The following is a 17,682-nucleotide window of genomic DNA, read 5'->3' on the forward strand; positions in this document are numbered from 1 at the left end:
CGCCGCGCGCGCTTTTCGTTTCTCCGGATAATTCCGGGATGGGGCGCGCCCGCAACCAGAAGGGCCTCGACGAGAGCCATGACCACCCGCCGCAAGAAGATCTACGAAGGCAAGGCCAAGATCCTGTACGAGGGCCCCGAGCCGGGCACCCTCATCCAGTACTTCAAGGACGACGCCACCGCCTTCAACGCCCAGAAAAAGGCGGTCCTCGAGGGCAAGGGCGTGATCAACAACCGCATCAGCGAGTACATCATGACTCGCCTGAACGGCATCGGCGTGCAGAACCACTTCATCCGCCGCCTGAGCCTGCGCGAACAGCTGATCAAGGAAGTCGAGATCATCCCGCTCGAGGTCGTGGTGCGCAACATCGCCGCAGGCTCGATCGCCACGCGCCTGGGCCTGACCGAAGGCACCCCGCTGCCGCGCTCGATCATCGAGTTCTACTACAAGGACGACAAGCTGGGCGACCCGATGGTCTCCGAGGAGCACATCACCGCGTTCAACTGGGCCGCCACCCAGGAGATCGACGACATGATGGCCATGGCCCTGCGGGTGAACGACTATCTGTCGGGCCTGTTCAGCGGCGTCGGCATCACCCTGGTGGACTTCAAGATCGAGTTCGGCCGCGTCTACGAAGGCGACTTCAGCCGCGTGATCCTGGCCGACGAGATCAGCCCCGACAGCTGCCGGCTGTGGGACACGGCCACCAACGAGAAGATGGACAAGGACCGGTTCCGCCGCGACCTGGGCAATGTCATCGAAAGCTACACCGAGGTGGCCCGCCGCCTCGGCATCATGAAGGAAATGCCCACCGTCATCCAAGGCGGCGTGCACTAGCGGATTGAACCTTCTCCCAGAGGGAGAAGGAGGGGCCCGCGCCGCAGGCGTGGGAGGATGAGGGGTTACACCCTCAACCGTCAGGCCCCGTAACCCCTCACCCTCCCAAGCTTCGCTTGGGTCCCTCCCTCTCCCTCGGGGAGAGGGTGCAAAAGGTTGGAAGCGCGATGAAAGCCAAGGTCCAAGTGTTCCTCAAGCCCGGCGTCCTGGACGTTCAGGGCAAGGCCGTCGAAGCCGCCCTGCACGGCCTGGGCTGGGCCGACGTCTCGGGCGTGCGGGTGGGCCGCACCATCGAGTTCGACCTGACCCAGACCGACGCCGCCAAGGCCGAGGCCGAAGTCAAGGCCATGTGCGACAAGCTGCTGGCCAACACGGTCATCGAAAGCTACCGCGTCGAGATCGCCTGACGGTCTTCGCGGGTTCGCCCAAGGAACGAGCGCCCTCCTCCGGAGCGGCGCTTTTTCTTTGTCTGGACCTTCCCTCCAAACTTCGCCGCACCATGTTCGATCAAACCGGCGGAGGGATCCCATGAGCGCGAAGTTCGAACTGGCCCAGGTCAATATCGGTCGCCTGCACGCGCCGGTCGATCACCCGATGATCAAGGACTTCTTCGACAATCTCGACCCGATCAACGCCCTGGCCGAGGCCTCGCCCGGCTTCGTCTGGCGGCTGAAGGGCGAGGGCAACAACGCCTCCGATCTACAGCCGTTCGAAGATCCGTTGATGGCGATCAACATGTCGGTCTGGACCGACATTCCGTCGCTGGGCGCCTTCGTCTACCGCAGCGGCCACATCCAGTTCATGCGCCGCCGCCGCGAGTGGTTCGAACACATGGACCTCTACATGGTCCTGTGGTGGGTGCCAGCCGGCCACCGCCCGACGATCGACGAGGCCAAGGAGAAACTGGCGCTGCTCGAAGCCAACGGCCCGACGCCCGAGGCCTTCACCTTCAAGATCCCCTTCCCGGCCCCGGACGAGGCGAGCGTGGAGCCGGTGCTGGACGAGTGCGCCTAGCGACCATCTGAACGCTTCGCCCGTCCGTGAGTTGTTTCAGCAGGGCCTCGCGCCCTGGCTGGGACATTGTGATGGGCGTAGGCCGCAGGGAGTTCCTCTTGGGATCCGGCTTGGCGATGGCCGCCGGGTCGGCCCTGGCGCGACAGGTCGCCGTTCCCGCGCCGCCCAAGATACCGCCGGGCTCTTACCCCGGCCCGGCTTCGCCCGGCGGCTCTGCAAAGCCGACACCGCCGACCTCGTACCCCAAACCAGCGCCAACGACCTCGTACGCCAAGCCCGGCGCCGCACCCGCGACGCCGACCCCCGCGACCACGCCGTCCGGCGCGCCGCTGCCGCCGGTCGACTGGGCCGCCGTGAAGGCCCAGTTCCAGACCGCGCCGGACGAGATCAACATGAGCGCCATGCTGATCGCCACCCACCCGCTGCCGGTGCGCCGGGCGATCGACCAGTTCCGCCGCGAGCTGGACTGGCGGCCGGTGACCTATCTGGAGGACAACAATCGCCGCCTCCAAAGCTACAGCCGCGCCGCCGCCGGCCGCTATCTGGGCGTCGCCGGCGACCAGGTGGCCCTGACCGACAGCACCACCCTGGGCGCGGCCCTGGTCTACGGCGGGCTGAAGCTGGGCTATGGCGACGAGATCGTCACCACCAACCAGGACTATTACATCACCCACGAGAGCCTGCGTCGCGCCGCCCTTCGCAACGGTTCGGTGGTGCGCCGCATCGATCTGTTCGACAGCATCGAGACGGTGTCCGAGGCCCAGATGGTCGCCCGGCTGATGGCGGCGGTCACCCCGCGCACACGGGCCTTCGCCCTGACCTGGGTGCATTCCAGCACCGGCCTGAAACTGCCCCTGGCCGCCATCTCGGCCGCCCTGGCCCAGGTGAACGCCACGCGCCAGGAGCCCGAGCGGATCATCCTGGCGGTCGACGGCGTGCACGGCTTCGGCAACCAGGACGCCACCCTGGTCAGCCTGGGCTGCGACATCTTCATCGCCGGCTGCCACAAGTGGCTGTTCGGTCCGCGCGGCACCGGCGTCATCGCCGCCAACACCCTGGGCTGGCAGCGGATGCGCCCTTCGGTGCCCAGCTATGTCGACAGCGCCGCCTGGACCGCCTGGATCAACAACGCGCCCTTGCTGGAGAACAACGACGGCCCGCTGATGTCGCCCGGCGGCTTCAAGGCGTTCGAGCACCTATGGTCGATCCCCGTGGCGATCGAATTCCACGAGAAGATCGGCAAGGCCCAGGTGGCCGCCCGCACGGCCGAACTGGCCGAGCAGTTGAAGGCCGGGCTGTCGCTGATGCCCCATGTGCGGCTGGTCACGCCCCGCGATCCCAGGCTGTCGGCCGGCATCGTCTCGTTCGACGTCCAGGGCCTGTCGACCGACGCCGCGGTCGCCACCCTGCGCCGCCGCCGGATCATCGCCTCGGCCGCCCCCTACGCGATCCCGCACGTGCGGCTGACGCCCAGCCTGATGAACAGCCCGGCCGAGGTGGACCTGGCCCTGGCGGAAGTTCGCGGCTTGGCGAGCGTTTAAGGGCGAAGCGCCGCTGACATCCTCCGCGAACGGTGCTACAGGCCCGCGCCATGAAAGCCGCCGTCGTCGTCTTCCCCGGTTCCAATTGCGATCGCGACTGCAAGGTCGCCATCGAGCGCTCCGCCGGAGCCCGCGTTGAAATGGTCTGGCACCAGGAGACGGCCCTGCCGGACGACCTGGACCTGATCGTCCTGCCCGGCGGCTTCTCCTACGGCGACTACCTGCGCTGCGGGGCCATGGCGGCCCAGAGCCCGGTGATGCGCGAAGTCATCGACGCGGCGGCCAAGGGCGTCGCGGTCGTCGGCATCTGCAACGGCTTCCAGGTGCTGTGCGAGGCGGGCCTGCTGCCCGGCGCCCTGCTGCGCAACGAGAAGCTGAAATACATCTGCAAGCCGGTGGCCCTGGACGTGGTCAACAGCCAGACCCGTTTCACCGCCAGCTTCGGCGAGCAGCGCGAGGCGGTGATGACCGTCGGCAACGGCGAAGGCAACTTCTTCGCCGACATCGAAACCCTTGACCGCATCGAGGGCGAAGGCCAGGTGGTGTTCCGCTACCAGGACAATCCCAACGGCTCGGCCCGCGACATCGCCGGCATCATGAACGCCGGCGGCAACGTGCTGGGCCTGATGCCCCACCCCGACCGCTCGTTCGACCCGGACCTGGGGTCGGAAGACGGCGCGATCCTGTTCCGAAGCATCTTCGCCAGCGCCTGACGACAGAAAGTGGGGGTTTCAATGCGTCGCCTAGCCGCCACTGGAACCGCCTTCCTCGCCGCGCTGTCGATGGCCGCCGTCGCCCACGCCGCCGACGACCGCTGCGGCTACGGCGATTTCGTCCACTTCGCCCAGGACGGGGTGGCGGTCTACAAGGTCTCGCCGCCCAGCCAGGGACGGGCCTACTTCCACAATGACGGCCAGGGCTGCCCCGACACCCCAAGCTGCCGGCTGAAGAGCTATCTCGTCGTCCAGGACGAGGTGCTGGTCAGCAAGGTCGAGAACGGCTGGGCCTGCGCCTGGTACGGACGCGGCGAGCGCCATACTGTGGGCTGGCTGAAGAAGGCGGACCTGATCAAGTCCGCCGTCGCTCCCTCCGGCGAAGGCGACTGGCTGGGCGATTGGAGCTTCGGCGACAACCAGATCACGATCAAGCGCGACAAGAAGGGCCTGCGCGCCGTCGGCGACGCGGTCTGGACCGGCCCAGCCTCCCAGCACGTGGGCTCCTTCGAGGGCCCGATCGAGGTCAAGGGCGTCAGCGCCGAATATGCCGACCCCGAAGGCACGGAGCCCTTCTGCGATGTCCGCATGCGGCGCGTGGGCAAGCACATGGTCGTCGCCGACAGCGGAAGCTGCGGTGGTGCTTCGGTGAGCTTCGACGGCGTCTACGCGCGCTAGCGTCGCCGAAACGCTGTTATATTATAGCGCCCCCTGAAAACCGCTCCTAAGGTGCCGACGCCATTGGGGAGCTTTTCCATGAGTCTTGCGTCCAACCTCCGCGCCGGCCTGCTGGCCGCCGCCGCCCTCACCGCCTTCGTCGCGACCACCGCCCACGCCCAGACCCCGCCGCTCACGCCGGACATCGACGGCAAGTACGCCGCGCCCAAGGCCGGCTACGACTACGACAAGCGCGTGGTCATGGTGCCGATGCGCGACGGGACCAAGCTCTACACCGTGATCGTGGTGCCCAAGGGCGCCAGGAACGCCCCGATCCTGCTGACCCGCACGCCCTACAACGCCGCCAAGCGCACCGCGCGCAACGACAGCCCGTCCATGCTGGCCACCCTGGCCGAGGGCGACGGCGTGTTCGTCCAGGCCGGCTACATCCGCGTCATCCAGGACATCCGCGGCAAGTACGGCTCGGAAGGCGACTACGTGATGACCCGGCCGTTGAAGGGGCCGCTGAACAACAGCGAGGTCGACCACTCGACCGACGCCTACGACACCATCGAGTGGCTGACCAAGAACGTGCCCGAGACCAACGGCAAGGTCGGCATGCTGGGCAGCTCGTATGAGGGCTTCACCGTGGTGATGGCGCTGGTGAACCCGCACCCGGCGCTGAAGGTCGCCGCGCCGATGAGCCCGATGGTCGACGGCTGGATGGGCGACGACTGGTTCCACCACGGCGCCTTCCGCCAGCCGAACTTCGACTACTTCACCGGCCAGACCACCAAGCGCGGCGCCGGCGAAAGCGTCCAGCGCGGCGCCTATGACGACTACCAGACCTTCCTGAAGGCCGGTTCGGCCGGCGACTTCGCCAAGGCCCACGGCCTGGACGCCCTGCCCTGGTGGAAGAAGGTCAGCGAACACCCGGCCTACGACGCCTTCTGGCAGGAGCAGGCCCTCGACAAGACCATGGCCAAGCAGCCCTTGACGGTGCCGACCATGTGGATCCAGGGCCTGTGGGACCAGGAAGACATGTGGGGCGCGGTGCACAGCTACGCCGCCGTCGAGCCCAAGGACGGGGCCAACGACAAGAACTACCTGGTGCTGGGCCCCTGGCGGCACAGCCAGGTCAATTACGACGCCTTCAACCTGGGCGTCTTCAAGTGGGACGGCGACACCGCCCTGCAGTTCCGCCGCGACGTCCTGCTGCCGTTCTTCAATCAGTACCTAAAGGACGGCGCGCCCAAGGCCGACACCCCGCCGGTGCTGATCTACGATCCGGGCCAGAACCACTGGGATCGCTACAAGTCCTGGCCGCAAGGCGGGACCAAGGCGTTGTACCTGGAGCCCAACGGCGGCCTGGGCTTCAGCGCCCCGGCGGCCGCCAAGGGTCCGGCGGCCTATGACGAATATGTCTCCGATCCGGCCAAGCCCGTGCCCTACATCCCGCGCCCGATGCAGTTCGGCGACCGCAGCCGCTGGACGCCGTGGCTGGTCACCGACCAGCGCAGCGTCGCCGACCGCACCGACGTGCTCAGCTATGTGTCCGAGCCCCTGACCGCGCCGCTGAAGATCGCCGGCGTGCCGAAGGTCAACCTGACCGCCTCGACCAGCGGGACGGACAGCGACTGGGTGGTCAAGCTGATCGACGTCTTCCCCGACGAGGTCCCCAGCCAGCCCGAACTGGGCGGCTACCAGCTGGCCGTGGGCATGGACATCTTCCGCGGCCGCTATCGCGAGAGCTTCAGCGATCCCAAGGCGCTGAAGCCCAATGCGCCGCTGAAGTACCAGTTCATCCTGCCGACCGCGAACTACACCTTCCAGCCGGGCCACCGGATCATGGTGCAGGTGCAGTCCAGCTGGTTCCCGCTCTATGACCGCAACCCGCAGACCTTCGTGCCCAACATCTTCTTCGCCAAGCCGGCGGACTATGTGAAGGCGACGCAGCGGGTCTATCACGCGGGGGATACGGCCAGCTTCATCGAGCTGCCGGTGGTGGCTCAGTAGCTCACGGACTTGCCCCCACCTGCCCGCTGCGCGGTCTGTCCGCCCCCATAGGGGGCGGAGGATGCGTGCTCGTTCCTCTTCCCCCTAATGGGGGAAGACGGTCGCGAAGCGACCCGTAGGGGGCAAGTGGTCAGTTACAACGAAAAGGGCCGGAGGCTTGCGCCTCCGGCCCTCCTTCACATTCACGGAGCAGTCGTCGTCAGCGGTCGCGCCGCTGCTGATCGGCCTGGTTGGCCTGGCCGCCCGGATTGCGGCCCTGTTCGTTCTGGCGATTGCGATCGCCCTGTTGCTGCTGCTGACCCGGGGACTGTCGCTGCGGGTCGTTCTGCTGCTGTTGCGGATTCCGGGTCTTTTTGTCTTCACCCATGGCTTTCTCCTTGGACAGCGCGCCGATCGCGCACGAAGGAGAAAACGGCTCGGGATTCACCCCGTTCCCAGCGCCAAGCTGCCTTAGTTCCGGCTTAGCTTTTGAATCTTCACCGGATTTTCGATAATCTGCCCCTTCATATAAGGGTCGTCGGCCTTGGTCACGGTGGGGGCGTCGTGGATCTTGCGGACCACGTCCATGCCCTCGACCACCTTGCCGAACGCCGCGAAGCCCTGGCCGTCCTTGTTGCGGGCGCCGCCGAAATCCAGGGCCGGATTGTCGCCGATGCAAATGAAGAACTCCGAACCCGCCGAGCCCGGCTGGTCACGCGCCATCGAGATCACCCCGTCGGTGTGCAGCACGCCCGTGACCTTGGTGGTCTCGTGGGTGATGGCGGGCAGCGGGCTGTCGTCGCGGTTCAGCCCGCCCTGGATGACGCTGATGGTGGCGGGGTTGTTGTCGTTCTTCGGCGAGACCGTCCGGTAGAAAGCGCCGCCGTCCAGCAAATGCTGGTCCGCATAGGCCAGGAAATTGGCCACGGTGATCGGCGCCTTGTCCGGATAGAGCTCGATGACGATCGGCCCGAGATCCGTGACCATCCGCACCCGGACAGGCGCGGCCCCCGCGGCGGTCAGCGGCAGGGCGGCGGCGAGCGCCAGCAGATGGCGGCGGGAGATCATTCGAAAACTCGCTTTACGTCCGTGAGGCCAAAGTCGTTGCCCTTGAACAGCAGCGGCTGATCGAGGCTGCGCGAAAGGCCGTAGGCTACGCTGTCGCCGATGTTGAGCTTGGCGCGATGGCGGCCTTTGCCAAAGCGCATCAGGCCTTCGGTCGCCAAGCGCTGCTGCGCTTGGTCAAACGGAACCACCGTCAGGTCATAGAGCCGGATGAATTCGTCCAGGATGTCCGTTGGCTCCCCCTCGAAATCTTTGCCAAGCAAGACCGAAGCGCATTCGACCAAGGTCATGGTCGAGACCCATTTGGAGGCGGCGGCTTCCATGGCTTCGGAGAACCTATCCCGCTCGGGTTCGCCAGCGATCATGGCGTAGATTGCCGAGGTGTCGACGACCATCAAATGAGTTCGCCGAACTCGCCGTACATCTCGGCTTCGATCTCTTCACGCGTACGGCCATTTCTCGGGCGGGCGTCCAATTCGGCAAAGAAGGCCGCAAGCTCAGCCTTACGCTTGGCCTGCGCAGATCCGTCGGGCTCCAGCCGCGACGCCTTTTCCGCCACGGCCTGGTGAATTGTTTCGGTCAAACTCTCGCCTGTCGCGGCTGCGACCTTGCGGACGAGGTCCTCTGTATCGGCGCGCTTGATGCTAATGCCCATTCTAGAACCACCTTTGACGTTTCTAGAATATAGCGGAATCCCCCCGGCCGCGCTAGAAGGCCCGCCCATGAGCACCTCGCCCTCCCCCACGAAGTCCATGGCCGACACGGCCCGTGAATTTGGCCTCAACGCGGAGGAGTACGGCGTCGTCCTCGACCGCCTGGGCCGAGAGCCCAACCTGGTCGAGCTGGGGGTGTTCTCGGTGATGTGGTCCGAGCACTGCTCGTACAAGTCGTCGAAGAACCAGCTGAAGAAGTTCCCGATCACCGGTCCGCGGGTGATCTGCGGCCCCGGCGAGAACGCCGGCGTGATCGACATCGGCGACGGCGACGCCATCATCTTCAAGATGGAGAGCCACAATCACCCCTCCTACATCGAGCCCTACCAAGGCGCGGCGACGGGCGTGGGCGGGATCATGCGCGACGTCTTCACGATGGGCGCGCGGCCGATCGCCCTGTTGAACGCCCTGCGCTTCGGCGAGCCCGAGCACCCCAAGACCAAGCGCCTGGTCGACGGCGTGGTGGCCGGCATCGCCGGCTACGGCAACTGCGTGGGCGTGCCTACGGTCGCGGGCGAGACCAACTTCCACAAGGGCTACAACGGCAACATCCTGGTCAACGCCATGTGCGTGGGCCTGGCCGACGCCGACAAGATCTTCTACTCGGCCGCCCCCGGTTCGGGCCTGGCCGTGGTCTATTTCGGCTCCAAGACCGGCCGCGACGGCATCCACGGCGCGACCATGTCGTCGGCCGAATTCTCGGAAGACTCCGAGGAGAAGCGCCCCACCGTCCAAGTCGGCGACCCCTTCGCCGAGAAGCTGCTGATCGAGGCCACGCTGGAGCTGATGGCCACCGGCGCCGTCGCCGCCATCCAGGACATGGGCGCGGCGGGCCTGACCTCCTCGTCGGTCGAGATGGCCGGCAAGGGCGGGGTCGGCATCGAGCTGAACATGGACATGGTGCCCCAGCGCGAAACCGGCATGAGCGCCTACGAGATGATGCTCTCGGAAAGCCAGGAGCGCATGCTGGCGGTGTTGAAGCCCGGCCGCGAGCGCGACGGCCACGCCATCTTCGAGAAGTGGGGCCTGGACGCCGCCGTCATCGGCTACACCACCGACACTGGCCGCCTGGTGCTCAAGCACCACGGCGAGACCGTCTGCGACGTGCCGCTGGCCCCGCTGTTCGACGATGCGCCGCTGTATGACCGCCCCTGGGTCCAGCCGACGCTGCATCCGCACCTGGACCCGGGCAAGATCGCCGCCCCGGCCGACTGGAACGCCGCCGTGCTGAAGGTGGTCGGCAGCCCCGACATGGCCTCCAAGCGCTGGCTGTGGGAGCAGTACGACCGCCACGTGATGGCCGACACCCTGGAGGACAGCGCCACCGGCTGCGACGCCGGCATCGTGCGCATCCACGGCAAGGGCAAGGCCATCGCCGTGACCAGCGACGTCACCCCGCGCTACGTCCAGAACGACCCCTACGAGGGCGGCAAGCAGGCCGTGGCCGAGGCCTGGCGCAACCTGACGGCCGCCGGCTCGACCCCGATCGCCATCACCGACAACCTCAACTTCGGCAGCCCCGAAAAGCCCGAGACCATGGGCCAGATCGTCCGCGCCACCGACGGCATGGCCGAGGCCTGCCGGGCGCTGGACTTCCCGGTCGTGAGCGGCAACGTCAGCCTCTACAACGAGACCAACGGCGTCGCCATTCCGCCGACCCCGACGGTCGGCGCCGTGGGCCTGATCGACGACTACGACCTGCGCATGGGCTTCGGCAACGTGGCCGAGGGCGACACCCTGGTGCTGATCGGCGAGACCCACGGCGAACTGGGCGCCTCGATCTATCTGCGCGAGATCCTGGGCCGCGAGGACGGCGCCCCGCCGCCGGTCGACCTGGCCGTCGAGCGCAAGAACGGCGACTTCGTGCGCGGCCTGATCCCGACCGGCCTGGTCGCGGGCCTGCACGACCTGTCGGACGGCGGCCTGCTGATCGCCGCGGCCGACATCGCCCTGGCCAGCAAGGTCGGCGTCACCCTGAACGCCACCAGCCAGGCCCACGCCCACCCTTATCTGTTCGGCGAGGACCAGGCCCGCTACCTGGTCGCCACGCCCGACCCGGACGCGGTGCTGGCCGCGGCCAAGGAGGCCGGCGTCCACGCCATCGTGGCCGGCGTGGCGGGCGGCGAGGCCTTCGCTTCGACCGACCTGTTCAGCATCCCGCTGGAAACCCTGCGCACGGCCCACGAGGCCTGGCTGCCGGGCTTCATGGGCGCCGCCTAACCTAGACGGGCGTCATCACGCGGACATAGACGCACCGCACAGACCGGAACCAAGGAGCCGCATCGCGCGATGCGGCTCCATCCCGCCTTCTCGGAGTTTGGCATGCGTAAGTTCTCGATCCTCGCCGCGGCGAGCCTGGCCGTCAGTCTGATGGCGGCCTGCGCCCCGACGGCCCAGGCGCCTGCCCCCGCCGCCCAGAGCGCCGACGCTTCATGCGCCCAGCGTGGCGGCTCGATGCAGCCGGTCGGCCGAATGCAGCGCCCCACCTGCGTCGTGCCCTATGCCGACGCCGGCAAGACCTGCTCGGACAAGGCCGACTGCCAGGGCGCCTGCATCGCCGAGGGCAATCTGGAAGCCCAGGGCGCGACCACCGGCCAGTGCCAGAAGACCAACGTCCAGTTCGGCTGCTACGCCAAGATCGTCGGCGGCAAGGCGACTGGCGCGATCTGCGTCGACTAGGCGCCGTCTAGGGCGTTGCAACCCTAGGCTGGAACGGTGAAGCTGCGGGCATGATCTCGATCCTGCTCGCCTTCGCCGTGCTGGCCTCGCCGGATGCGGCGCCGACGCCCCTTTCCCCGCCCGCCCAGGCGGCGCTGGAGGCCTTCCGCGCCAAGATGGACGCCGTGCGCGCCCGGCATCGCCAAGCAGGCCCGCCGGAAAGCACCGCCGGCGAGATCGCCCGCATGGTCGAGCTCGACCAGACCGCCCGCAAGAGCAAGGACGTCCCCGACAGCCTGAGCGACGCCGAGGCCAAGGCCGCCCAGGCGGCCATGTGGCGCGACATCACCGCTCTCGACGCCGCCAATACCGAACGCCTGAAGGCGCTGGTTCCCAAGGACGGCTGGTTCCGCAACAGTCGCGACGGCGTGCAGACCGCCACCAACGCCTGGCTGATCGTCCAGCACTCGCCCGACAACGCCTTCATGGCCCGCAGCCTGGCCGCCATGGCCCCGCTGGCCCGGCGCGGCGAGGTGAACGGCCACGACTACGCCCTGCTGCTGGACCGGGTGGAGATGTACAAGGGCAAGCCGCAGGTCTACGGCAGCCAGGCGGTGTGCGACGGGACTCGTTGGGCGATCTGGACGACCAAGGACCCCGCCACGGTCGACGCTCGCCGGGCCGCGATCCGCTTCGGCGAGACCCAGGCCGAAACCATCGAACGCCTACCGATCGGCAAGGCCTGCTCCAGACGGTTCGTCCCGCCCAACGCCGGCGGCTAGACGCTCGCCTCAGGCCACGGCGAACGCGGCCTGGGGAGACGCCCGTAATCGGGCGGCGTCGCGGCCCGGAGGCGCGCCGAACAGGCGGGCGTATTCGCGGCTGAACTGGCTGGCGCTGTCGTAGCCGACGCTGAAGCCGGCTCCGGCCACGTCGCCCGGCCGGGTCAGCAGCAGGGTCCGCGCCGCCTGAAGGCGCAGCTGCTTCTGGTACTGCAGCGGGCTCATGGCCGTGACCGCCTTGAAGTGGCGATGGAACGAGGCCGGGCTCATGCCCGCCAGGCGCGCCAGGGCCTCCACCTGCATGGGCGCGGCCAGATTGGCCTGCAGCCACTGGATCGCGCGGTTCACCTGCGACAGACGGCTTTCGGCCAGGCCGATCTGCCGGACCATCCCGCCGGTGGGCCCTTGCAGCAACCGCCACAGCACTTCCCGCTCCAGCATCGGCGCCAGCACCGGGATATCGGCCGGCCGATCCAGCAGACGCAGCAGCCGCAGGATGGCGTCCAGCAGGTCAGGGCCCGCCTCGTTCACTTGCAGGCCGCCCGGCGCGACCGGAGTCGCCGGCGCGGGCGCCTCCAGGATCAGGCGGGCGATCTTGGCCGGGTCCAGGACGACGGCGAGGGCCGCATAGGGCGCCTCGATCACCTGGCCGGTGACCGGCAGGTCGACCGACACGGTCAGGAACTTGCCCGCGTCGTAGCGGAAGATCCGATCGCCCAGCACCGTGTGCTTGGCCCCGGTCACAATCAGGCACAGCAGCGGCTGATAGACGATCGGCATCGGCTCGGTCGGGGCGCTGGCCAGGAACAGGGTCAGGCCGGGGACCGGCGTCTCCCAGGTTCCCTCGGGGGCGTGGCGGTCGAGCAGCGCGCGGATTTCGGTCAACGGATCCATGCCTCCACATGCGCCCAGCCGAGCGCGCGCATCAAGCGCGAGACGTCGCGACTGATCGGATCGTGCAAGAGCTTGCGAGCAACGCCCTAACGTCCATGGGGTCCCGAGGCCTTCAATAGCGCCACAGACAAGGAGATACCCCATGAGCAAGATCTGGTTCGTCACCGGCGCGGCCCGCGGCCTCGGCGCCGAAATTGCCAAGGCGGCCCTGGCCGCCGGCGACCGCGTCGTGGTCACCGGCCGCCGTCGCGAGGCGCTGGAAGCCGCGTTCGGTCCCGACAGCGAAACGCTGCTCTCGCTGACCCTCGACGTCACCCGCGAGGCCGACGCCCTGGCGGCGGTCGAGGCGACCCTGGCCCGCTTCGGGCGGATCGACGTGCTGGTCAACAACGCCGGCTACGGCAATCTGGGTCTGTTCGAGGAGACCACCGACGCCGAGGCCCGCGCCCAGTACGACACCAACGTCTTCGGCCTCTACAACGTGACCCGCGCCGTCCTGCCCGCCATGCGCCGCCAGCGCTCGGGTCGGATCTTCAACATCTCGTCGGTCGGCGGCCTGCTGGGCGGCGAAGGCGGCTCGCTCTACTGCGCCGCCAAGTTCGCGGTCGAGGGCTTCTCGGAATCGATCGCCCGGGAGGTCGCGCCGTTCGGCATCCACGTGACGATCGTCGAGCCCGGCTTCTTCCGCACCGACTTCCTGGATCAGACCTCCGTCCAGTACGGCTCGCGCCAGATCGAGGACTATGCCGCGCTGTCGGCCCAGATGAAGGCCTTCTGGGACGCCCGCAACCACGCCCAGGCGGGCGATCCGGCCAAGCTGGGCCGCGTGCTGGTCGACCTGGCCGAGCGCGCCGCCCCGCCGCTGCGCTTCGCCGCCGGCTCGGACGCCGTGGCGATGATCGGCGGCAAGATCGCCAGCCTGCAGGCCGAACTGGACGCCTGGAAGGACCTGTCGGTCACCACCGACGGCGACGACGTCCCGGCTCAGGCCGAAGCCGCGGCCGGAACCTGGGGCTGATCCAAGAGACGGGCCCCGCTCACTTCGCGGGCCGGGGCCCGTCGCCTTCGAAGATGACGACGCCGGAATTGTTCGTGTCGTTCGACTGATTGCGAAAGTCGAGCGCCGCCTCGCCTTCCAGGCCCGGCTTGGGGGCCTCCAGGGCGGGCGCCGCATGGGCGTCCCGCCACAGGCCGCGCAGCCACTTCCAGATCAGGGTCAGGATCATCGCGCCCTCCAGCCTAGGCGTAGGTGACGTTCGCCAGGGTGAACATGAACGGCTTCGCGCTCGAACCCGCGCCGCCACCGGTCATCACGATGTCGGCGCCGGCTATGCCCAGCAGGGAAAGCTCGGTGTTGACCGACGAGACGATGGCCGAGTCCATTACCTCTCCCTCGACCGCCTGTGAGACCACCCCGATCCAGATCGTCGGCTTGAACTGGAACACCGCCTTCTGCTGCGGCGCGACGCTGGTGACCTGGGCGTAGAGCTTGCCGCTCTTGTAGATCCCGGCATTGATCGCCCCCGCCGTCAGGGCGTTGAGCACCTCGATCTGCTTCGAGCTGACGGCGCTCTCCGTGCTCTGCTTCAGGACGTCTCCCGAGGTGTCGCGCACCACGAGGAACTGCTGGCCGTTGGTCGCGTCCAACAGGGGCATGTAGTTGCCGAAGCTGTCGCTGGCCCCGACCTGGGTGGTCATCGGATAGACGAACGGGTGGTGATCGCCCCGGCCGCAGTTCTGGATCACCAGCCAAGCCACCGCGATCTCGCTGACGCCCGTCGCCGCGTTCTTGGCGAAGATCACGGCCTCGCTGTTATTCACATCGTTGGAATCGTTGATGAAGTTCAGCTTGATGTCCATGCGCCCCACCCTGATGGCCCGGCGTTCGGCGGACCTTGCGGGAAACCTACACTCAAAAGCCGAAACCTGACCACGCACTATCGAAGGTGGTCTCCGCTCTCCTAGCGGCCTCGCCCTCGCGCCACCTGGGCCACGCGCTCCAACACCACGGGACCGGCCGCCGGACCGGCGGCGTAGACGAAGTCGGGATCATCCATCGGCTTGCCCGAGCGGCGATCCACCAGCACCGGCTCGGCGGCAAAGCCCGTGACGGCGTCGACCATCTGACTGGCTATGCCCTCGGCCGCAAAGTGGCGGTTGCCGAACGCCATCAGCGCCGTCAGCACCGGCGCGAAATCCCGCGCCAGGTCGGTCGGCACGTATTCGTGGCGCACCGGCCGTTCCTGATAGGGCCGACGCTCCAGGAAACCCGTCTCGACCAGGGCCGCCAGCCGCTGGGTCAGGATGTTGGGCGCCACGCCCAGGCTCTTCTGGAACTGATCGAACTTCGACACGCCTTGCAGGGCGTCGCGCAGGATCATCAGACTCCAGGTGTCGCCGACGCGCTCCAGCGTACGGCCCACGGGGCATTGTCCAGGATCGAAGGCGCGTCGTGTCATGACGCTAATATAGGCCTTCGCTAGCAAATCGAAAGTTAGTCACTTGCGTTTTGAAAGTGACATACCATTTCAGCGTCACGGCAGGGCCATGGGGCCTCGCCCAACCCCTTCGGGACGAAGACGATGAGCAAGCAAGACATTCGCGGCGCGGCCCTGATCACCGGCGCCTCCACCGGCATCGGCGCCACCTATGCCGACCGCCTGGCCCGCGCCGGCCACGACCTGGTGCTGGTGGCCCGCGACACCGCGCGGCTGGAAACCCTGGCCGCCAAGCTGAAGGCCGCGACCGGCGTGAAGGTCGACATCATCACCGCCGACCTGACCGACAAGGCCGACCTGGCCAAGGTCGAGGCCCGCTTGGCCGACGACGCCGCGATCGACATCCTGATCAACAACGCCGGCGTCGCCCTCTCCGGACCGTTCGTGGAACAGGATCTGGAGCGGATCGACAGCATGATCCAGCTGAACATCGTCTCGGTGACCCGCCTGGCCCACGCCGCCGCCAAGGCCTTCGCGGCGCGCGACCGCGGCGCGATCGTCAACATCTCGTCCGTGGTCGGCCTGGCCCCAGAACTGCAGATGGCCGTGTACGGCGCGACCAAGGCCTATGTGACCTACTTCACCCAGACCCTGCGCCTGCAGCTGAGCCCCAACATCCACCTCCAGGCCGTGCTGCCGGGCGCGACCCGCACCGAGATCTGGGACCGTTCGGGCCACGGCGGCGCCGAGGTGCTAGACCCGAACATGCTGATGGAGCTGGACGACCTGGTCGACTCGGCCCTGGCCGGCTTCTTCCAGGGCGAGCTGATCACCATCCCGTCCCTGCCCGACCCGGCCGACTTCGCCGCCTATGACGCGGCCCGGGCCAAGCTGCTGCCGAACCTGTCGCGCAACCGCTCGGCCGAGCGCTACCGGACGGCCGTTCCCGCCTAACTAAAGCCGTCACGACATTGGCGCATCGCGACACTATCTATCGCGTGACGACGAGAGATGACCGGGAGCGAACGCCGCTCCCGGTCGCTTGTCCGCCAACCGAGGAAACCGACATGGCCGCCATTCCGAACCTGGACGAGTTCATTCTCGAGGAAACCGCCGAAGGGATCTTCCTGACCGTCACCGGCGATGACGAGCAGACCCTGAAGCTGCGGGTCACGCTGGACGACCTGGAGGAGATCGTCGAGGTCATCGACGAGGTGTTCGGCCTGGAGGCCGACGACGAGGCGGAAGAAGAGAGCGCCGGGTAGGCTCACCCACTTGCCCCCACCTGACCGCTTCGCGGTCTGTCCGCCCCCATAGGGGGCGGAGGACGAGAACCCCGGCGCCCTCTTCCCCCTGTGGGGGAAGACGACCGCGAAACGGTCCGTAGGGGGCAAGTGATCGCCTCCCGGAACGCTGCATTCTACCGCCCCGCCGCCCGGTCGATCCCGTCCAGGTCGTCGTCCAGCGCCCGGGTCGCGGCGACCACGGTGGCCGCCGCGTGCTTGAAGAAGTCCTGCGGCACGGTGGCGAAGTCGTCGGTGGGCTGGTGGTATTCGGGGTGGTCCTCGACGCCGAAATAGACCCAGGGCACTCCGGCTTCGGCGAACGGTCCTTGGTCTGACTGCTGGGTCCAGTTGTTTTCCTTGCCGTGGGCGTCGGTGTCGTGGCCCAGCAGCAGCTTGACCGGCGCGGCCCTGGCCACGCCGTCCAGCACCGGCTTCAGCCAGGGCTGTGGGCCGGCCCCGCTGACATAGAGCTGGTTGCGGGCGTTCTTGCTGATCATGTCGAAATTGACGGCCAGTCCGATCTTTGCCAGCGGCACGGGCGGATCGGCGACGAACGCCTTGGCGCCCTTCAGCCCGCTCTCCTCGGCGTCGAAGGCGACGATCAGCACGTCGTGGCGCKGCGGCCTGGCCTTGAACGCCTCGGCCACGGCCAGCAGGCCGGCGATCCCCGAGGCGTTGTCGTCGGCCCCGTTATAGACCTGCCCCTTGCGGACCCCCAGGTGGTCGTAATGGGCCGAGACCACCAGCACCTTGTCCGAGCTGGACGTACCCTCGATCCGCGCCACTAGGTTCACCCCGGTGACGTCCTTGCCGAAGGTCCTAGGCTTGAAGGTGAACGGCCGCTCGAAGGTCGCGCCTTGCGGCCTCAGCCCGATCTGCTCGAAGCGCTTGACGATATAGGCCCGCGCCTTGGCCCCGCCCGGCGTGCCGACGCCCCGGCCCTCCATGTTGTCGGCGGACAGGATGCGGACGTCGTCCAGCGCGTGGGCGCCGGGTTTGGGCGCGGCGTGGGCAGGGGCCGTGAAGACGAGCGCGAGAGCGGCGGAAGCCAGGAAGAGACGCATGCGGGACCTCGTTGATCCGGCCTTC

The 17,682-nt window shown here is 67.8% G+C and carries 22 protein-coding genes; 14 read left to right on the forward strand and 8 right to left on the reverse strand.

What is annotated here, in order from left to right:
• The first annotated feature begins 78 nt into the window (after positions 1-78).
• From purC to AC1DMQ_RS16750, 8 genes are all read left to right on the forward strand, one after another.
• Complete coding sequence (gene purC / locus AC1DMQ_RS16715) at positions 79-837, forward strand: phosphoribosylaminoimidazolesuccinocarboxamide synthase (protein WP_477034682.1); 759 nt, start codon at positions 79-81, stop codon at positions 835-837.
• Positions 838-1,004: 167 nt separating this feature from the next.
• On the forward strand, positions 1,005-1,244 hold the full coding sequence (gene purS / locus AC1DMQ_RS16720; RefSeq protein ID WP_056756332.1) for a phosphoribosylformylglycinamidine synthase subunit PurS: 240 nt from the start codon (positions 1,005-1,007) through the stop codon (positions 1,242-1,244).
• Between the two features lie 121 nt (positions 1,245-1,365).
• Positions 1,366-1,851, forward strand: a complete 486-nt coding sequence (locus tag AC1DMQ_RS16725) for a DUF3291 domain-containing protein (RefSeq protein ID WP_477034683.1) — start codon at positions 1,366-1,368, stop codon at positions 1,849-1,851.
• Positions 1,852-1,967: 116 nt separating this feature from the next.
• On the forward strand, positions 1,968-3,392 hold the full coding sequence (locus AC1DMQ_RS16730; protein ID WP_477034684.1) for an aminotransferase class V-fold PLP-dependent enzyme: 1,425 nt from the start codon (positions 1,968-1,970) through the stop codon (positions 3,390-3,392).
• Between the two features lie 50 nt (positions 3,393-3,442).
• Entirely contained in the window at positions 3,443-4,105 is a 663-nt protein-coding gene (gene purQ, locus AC1DMQ_RS16735; protein ID WP_477034685.1) for a phosphoribosylformylglycinamidine synthase subunit PurQ, read from the forward strand.
• 21 nt (positions 4,106-4,126) lie between these two features.
• Positions 4,127-4,783: a hypothetical protein gene (locus AC1DMQ_RS16740; protein ID WP_477034686.1), complete on the forward strand. Its 657-nt coding sequence runs from the start codon at positions 4,127-4,129 to the stop codon at positions 4,781-4,783.
• Positions 4,784-4,861: 78 nt separating this feature from the next.
• On the forward strand, positions 4,862-6,778 hold the full coding sequence (locus AC1DMQ_RS16745; protein ID WP_477034687.1) for a CocE/NonD family hydrolase: 1,917 nt from the start codon (positions 4,862-4,864) through the stop codon (positions 6,776-6,778).
• Between the two features lie 157 nt (positions 6,779-6,935).
• A complete protein-coding gene (locus AC1DMQ_RS16750) occupies positions 6,936-7,232 on the forward strand; it encodes a hypothetical protein (protein ID WP_477034688.1) in 297 nt (98 codons plus the stop codon).
• On the opposite strand, the gene AC1DMQ_RS16755 is transcribed toward AC1DMQ_RS16750, so the two are convergent.
• From AC1DMQ_RS16755 to AC1DMQ_RS16765, 3 genes are read right to left on the reverse strand one after another with little or no spacing between them, the layout of a single operon-like run.
• The gene (locus tag AC1DMQ_RS16755; RefSeq protein ID WP_477034689.1) at positions 7,229-7,825 is read right to left on the reverse strand and encodes a peptidylprolyl isomerase; all 597 of its coding nucleotides are present in this window, start codon (positions 7,823-7,825) and stop codon (positions 7,229-7,231) included. The genes AC1DMQ_RS16750 and AC1DMQ_RS16755 overlap by 4 nt on opposite strands.
• Positions 7,822-8,217 (reverse strand): type II toxin-antitoxin system VapC family toxin, encoded by a 396-nt coding sequence (locus AC1DMQ_RS16760; protein WP_477034690.1) that lies wholly within the window; start codon positions 8,215-8,217, stop codon positions 7,822-7,824. The genes AC1DMQ_RS16755 and AC1DMQ_RS16760 overlap by 4 nt, the downstream gene beginning before the upstream one ends.
• On the reverse strand, positions 8,217-8,477 hold the full coding sequence (locus AC1DMQ_RS16765; RefSeq protein ID WP_477034691.1) for a type II toxin-antitoxin system VapB family antitoxin: 261 nt from the start codon (positions 8,475-8,477) through the stop codon (positions 8,217-8,219). The genes AC1DMQ_RS16760 and AC1DMQ_RS16765 overlap by 1 nt, the downstream gene beginning before the upstream one ends.
• A gap of 67 nt (positions 8,478-8,544) precedes the next feature.
• On the opposite strand from AC1DMQ_RS16765, the gene purL reads away from it, so the two are divergent.
• The 3 genes from purL to AC1DMQ_RS16780 all read left to right on the forward strand — a co-directional run bounded on the left by purL (position 8,545) and on the right by AC1DMQ_RS16780 (position 11,975).
• A complete protein-coding gene (purL, locus tag AC1DMQ_RS16770; protein WP_477034692.1) occupies positions 8,545-10,755 on the forward strand; it encodes a phosphoribosylformylglycinamidine synthase subunit PurL in 2,211 nt (736 codons plus the stop codon).
• A gap of 102 nt (positions 10,756-10,857) precedes the next feature.
• On the forward strand, positions 10,858-11,214 hold the full coding sequence (locus AC1DMQ_RS16775; RefSeq protein WP_477034693.1) for a hypothetical protein: 357 nt from the start codon (positions 10,858-10,860) through the stop codon (positions 11,212-11,214).
• Positions 11,215-11,264: 50 nt separating this feature from the next.
• Complete coding sequence (locus AC1DMQ_RS16780) at positions 11,265-11,975, forward strand: DUF6624 domain-containing protein (RefSeq protein WP_477034694.1); 711 nt, start codon at positions 11,265-11,267, stop codon at positions 11,973-11,975.
• Positions 11,976-11,984: 9 nt separating this feature from the next.
• Here AC1DMQ_RS16780 and AC1DMQ_RS16785 read toward each other — a convergent pair whose 3' ends face one another.
• Positions 11,985-12,869, reverse strand: a complete 885-nt coding sequence (locus AC1DMQ_RS16785) for an AraC family transcriptional regulator (protein ID WP_477034695.1) — start codon at positions 12,867-12,869, stop codon at positions 11,985-11,987.
• 142 nt (positions 12,870-13,011) lie between these two features.
• Here AC1DMQ_RS16785 and AC1DMQ_RS16790 point away from each other — a divergent pair, with 142 nt between their 5' ends.
• Entirely contained in the window at positions 13,012-13,887 is an 876-nt protein-coding gene (locus AC1DMQ_RS16790) for an oxidoreductase (RefSeq protein ID WP_477034696.1), read from the forward strand.
• Positions 13,888-13,906: 19 nt separating this feature from the next.
• Here AC1DMQ_RS16790 and AC1DMQ_RS16795 read toward each other — a convergent pair whose 3' ends face one another.
• The 3 genes from AC1DMQ_RS16795 to AC1DMQ_RS16805 all read right to left on the reverse strand — a co-directional run bounded on the left by AC1DMQ_RS16795 (position 13,907) and on the right by AC1DMQ_RS16805 (position 15,292).
• Positions 13,907-14,095: a hypothetical protein gene (locus tag AC1DMQ_RS16795; protein WP_477034697.1), complete on the reverse strand. Its 189-nt coding sequence runs from the start codon at positions 14,093-14,095 to the stop codon at positions 13,907-13,909.
• A 13-nt stretch (positions 14,096-14,108) separates the two neighbouring features.
• Positions 14,109-14,729 carry a hypothetical protein gene (locus AC1DMQ_RS16800; protein ID WP_477034698.1) on the reverse strand — a complete coding sequence of 207 codons (621 nt, stop codon included), beginning with the start codon at positions 14,727-14,729 and terminating at the stop codon, positions 14,109-14,111.
• Positions 14,730-14,830: 101 nt separating this feature from the next.
• Positions 14,831-15,292 (reverse strand): winged helix-turn-helix transcriptional regulator, encoded by a 462-nt coding sequence (locus AC1DMQ_RS16805; RefSeq protein ID WP_477034699.1) that lies wholly within the window; start codon positions 15,290-15,292, stop codon positions 14,831-14,833.
• 159 nt (positions 15,293-15,451) lie between these two features.
• On the opposite strand from AC1DMQ_RS16805, the gene AC1DMQ_RS16810 reads away from it, so the two are divergent.
• Positions 15,452-16,261 carry an SDR family NAD(P)-dependent oxidoreductase gene (locus tag AC1DMQ_RS16810; RefSeq protein ID WP_477034700.1) on the forward strand — a complete coding sequence of 270 codons (810 nt, stop codon included), beginning with the start codon at positions 15,452-15,454 and terminating at the stop codon, positions 16,259-16,261.
• A gap of 113 nt (positions 16,262-16,374) precedes the next feature.
• On the forward strand, positions 16,375-16,572 hold the full coding sequence (locus AC1DMQ_RS16815) for a hypothetical protein (protein ID WP_165188850.1): 198 nt from the start codon (positions 16,375-16,377) through the stop codon (positions 16,570-16,572).
• A 155-nt stretch (positions 16,573-16,727) separates the two neighbouring features.
• Here the strand turns inward: AC1DMQ_RS16815 and AC1DMQ_RS16820 are convergent, their stop codons facing one another.
• Positions 16,728-17,657 carry a M20/M25/M40 family metallo-hydrolase gene (locus AC1DMQ_RS16820; RefSeq protein WP_477034701.1) on the reverse strand — a complete coding sequence of 310 codons (930 nt, stop codon included), beginning with the start codon at positions 17,655-17,657 and terminating at the stop codon, positions 16,728-16,730.
• Positions 17,658-17,682 lie beyond the last annotated feature (25 nt).

It is taken from the genome of Caulobacter sp. 05L422 (assembly GCF_056397765.1).

Bases quoted from the DNA above. Each gene is read 5' to 3' on its own strand.
- AC1DMQ_RS16800 (WP_477034698.1), bottom strand. From the start codon at position 14,729: ATGGACATCAAGCTGAACTTCATCAACGATTCCAACGATGTGAATAAC.
- purL (WP_477034692.1), top strand. From the start codon at position 8,545: ATGAGCACCTCGCCCTCCCCCACGAAGTCCATGGCCGACACGGCCCGT.
- AC1DMQ_RS16780 (WP_477034694.1), top strand. From the start codon at position 11,265: ATGATCTCGATCCTGCTCGCCTTCGCCGTGCTGGCCTCGCCGGATGCG.
- AC1DMQ_RS16745 (WP_477034687.1), top strand. From the start codon at position 4,862: ATGAGTCTTGCGTCCAACCTCCGCGCCGGCCTGCTGGCCGCCGCCGCC.
- purQ (WP_477034685.1), top strand. From the start codon at position 3,443: ATGAAAGCCGCCGTCGTCGTCTTCCCCGGTTCCAATTGCGATCGCGAC.
- AC1DMQ_RS16755 (WP_477034689.1), bottom strand. From the start codon at position 7,825: ATGATCTCCCGCCGCCATCTGCTGGCGCTCGCCGCCGCCCTGCCGCTG.
- AC1DMQ_RS16725 (WP_477034683.1), top strand. From the start codon at position 1,366: ATGAGCGCGAAGTTCGAACTGGCCCAGGTCAATATCGGTCGCCTGCAC.
- AC1DMQ_RS16810 (WP_477034700.1), top strand. From the start codon at position 15,452: ATGAGCAAGCAAGACATTCGCGGCGCGGCCCTGATCACCGGCGCCTCC.
- AC1DMQ_RS16785 (WP_477034695.1), bottom strand. From the start codon at position 12,869: ATGGATCCGTTGACCGAAATCCGCGCGCTGCTCGACCGCCACGCCCCC.
- AC1DMQ_RS16730 (WP_477034684.1), top strand. From the start codon at position 1,968: ATGGCCGCCGGGTCGGCCCTGGCGCGACAGGTCGCCGTTCCCGCGCCG.
- purC (WP_477034682.1), top strand. From the start codon at position 79: ATGACCACCCGCCGCAAGAAGATCTACGAAGGCAAGGCCAAGATCCTG.
- AC1DMQ_RS16795 (WP_477034697.1), bottom strand. From the start codon at position 14,095: ATGATCCTGACCCTGATCTGGAAGTGGCTGCGCGGCCTGTGGCGGGAC.
- AC1DMQ_RS16765 (WP_477034691.1), bottom strand. From the start codon at position 8,477: ATGGGCATTAGCATCAAGCGCGCCGATACAGAGGACCTCGTCCGCAAG.
- AC1DMQ_RS16775 (WP_477034693.1), top strand. From the start codon at position 10,858: ATGCGTAAGTTCTCGATCCTCGCCGCGGCGAGCCTGGCCGTCAGTCTG.
- AC1DMQ_RS16740 (WP_477034686.1), top strand. From the start codon at position 4,127: ATGCGTCGCCTAGCCGCCACTGGAACCGCCTTCCTCGCCGCGCTGTCG.
- AC1DMQ_RS16790 (WP_477034696.1), top strand. From the start codon at position 13,012: ATGAGCAAGATCTGGTTCGTCACCGGCGCGGCCCGCGGCCTCGGCGCC.
- purS (WP_056756332.1), top strand. From the start codon at position 1,005: ATGAAAGCCAAGGTCCAAGTGTTCCTCAAGCCCGGCGTCCTGGACGTT.
- AC1DMQ_RS16760 (WP_477034690.1), bottom strand. From the start codon at position 8,217: ATGGTCGTCGACACCTCGGCAATCTACGCCATGATCGCTGGCGAACCC.
- AC1DMQ_RS16815 (WP_165188850.1), top strand. From the start codon at position 16,375: ATGGCCGCCATTCCGAACCTGGACGAGTTCATTCTCGAGGAAACCGCC.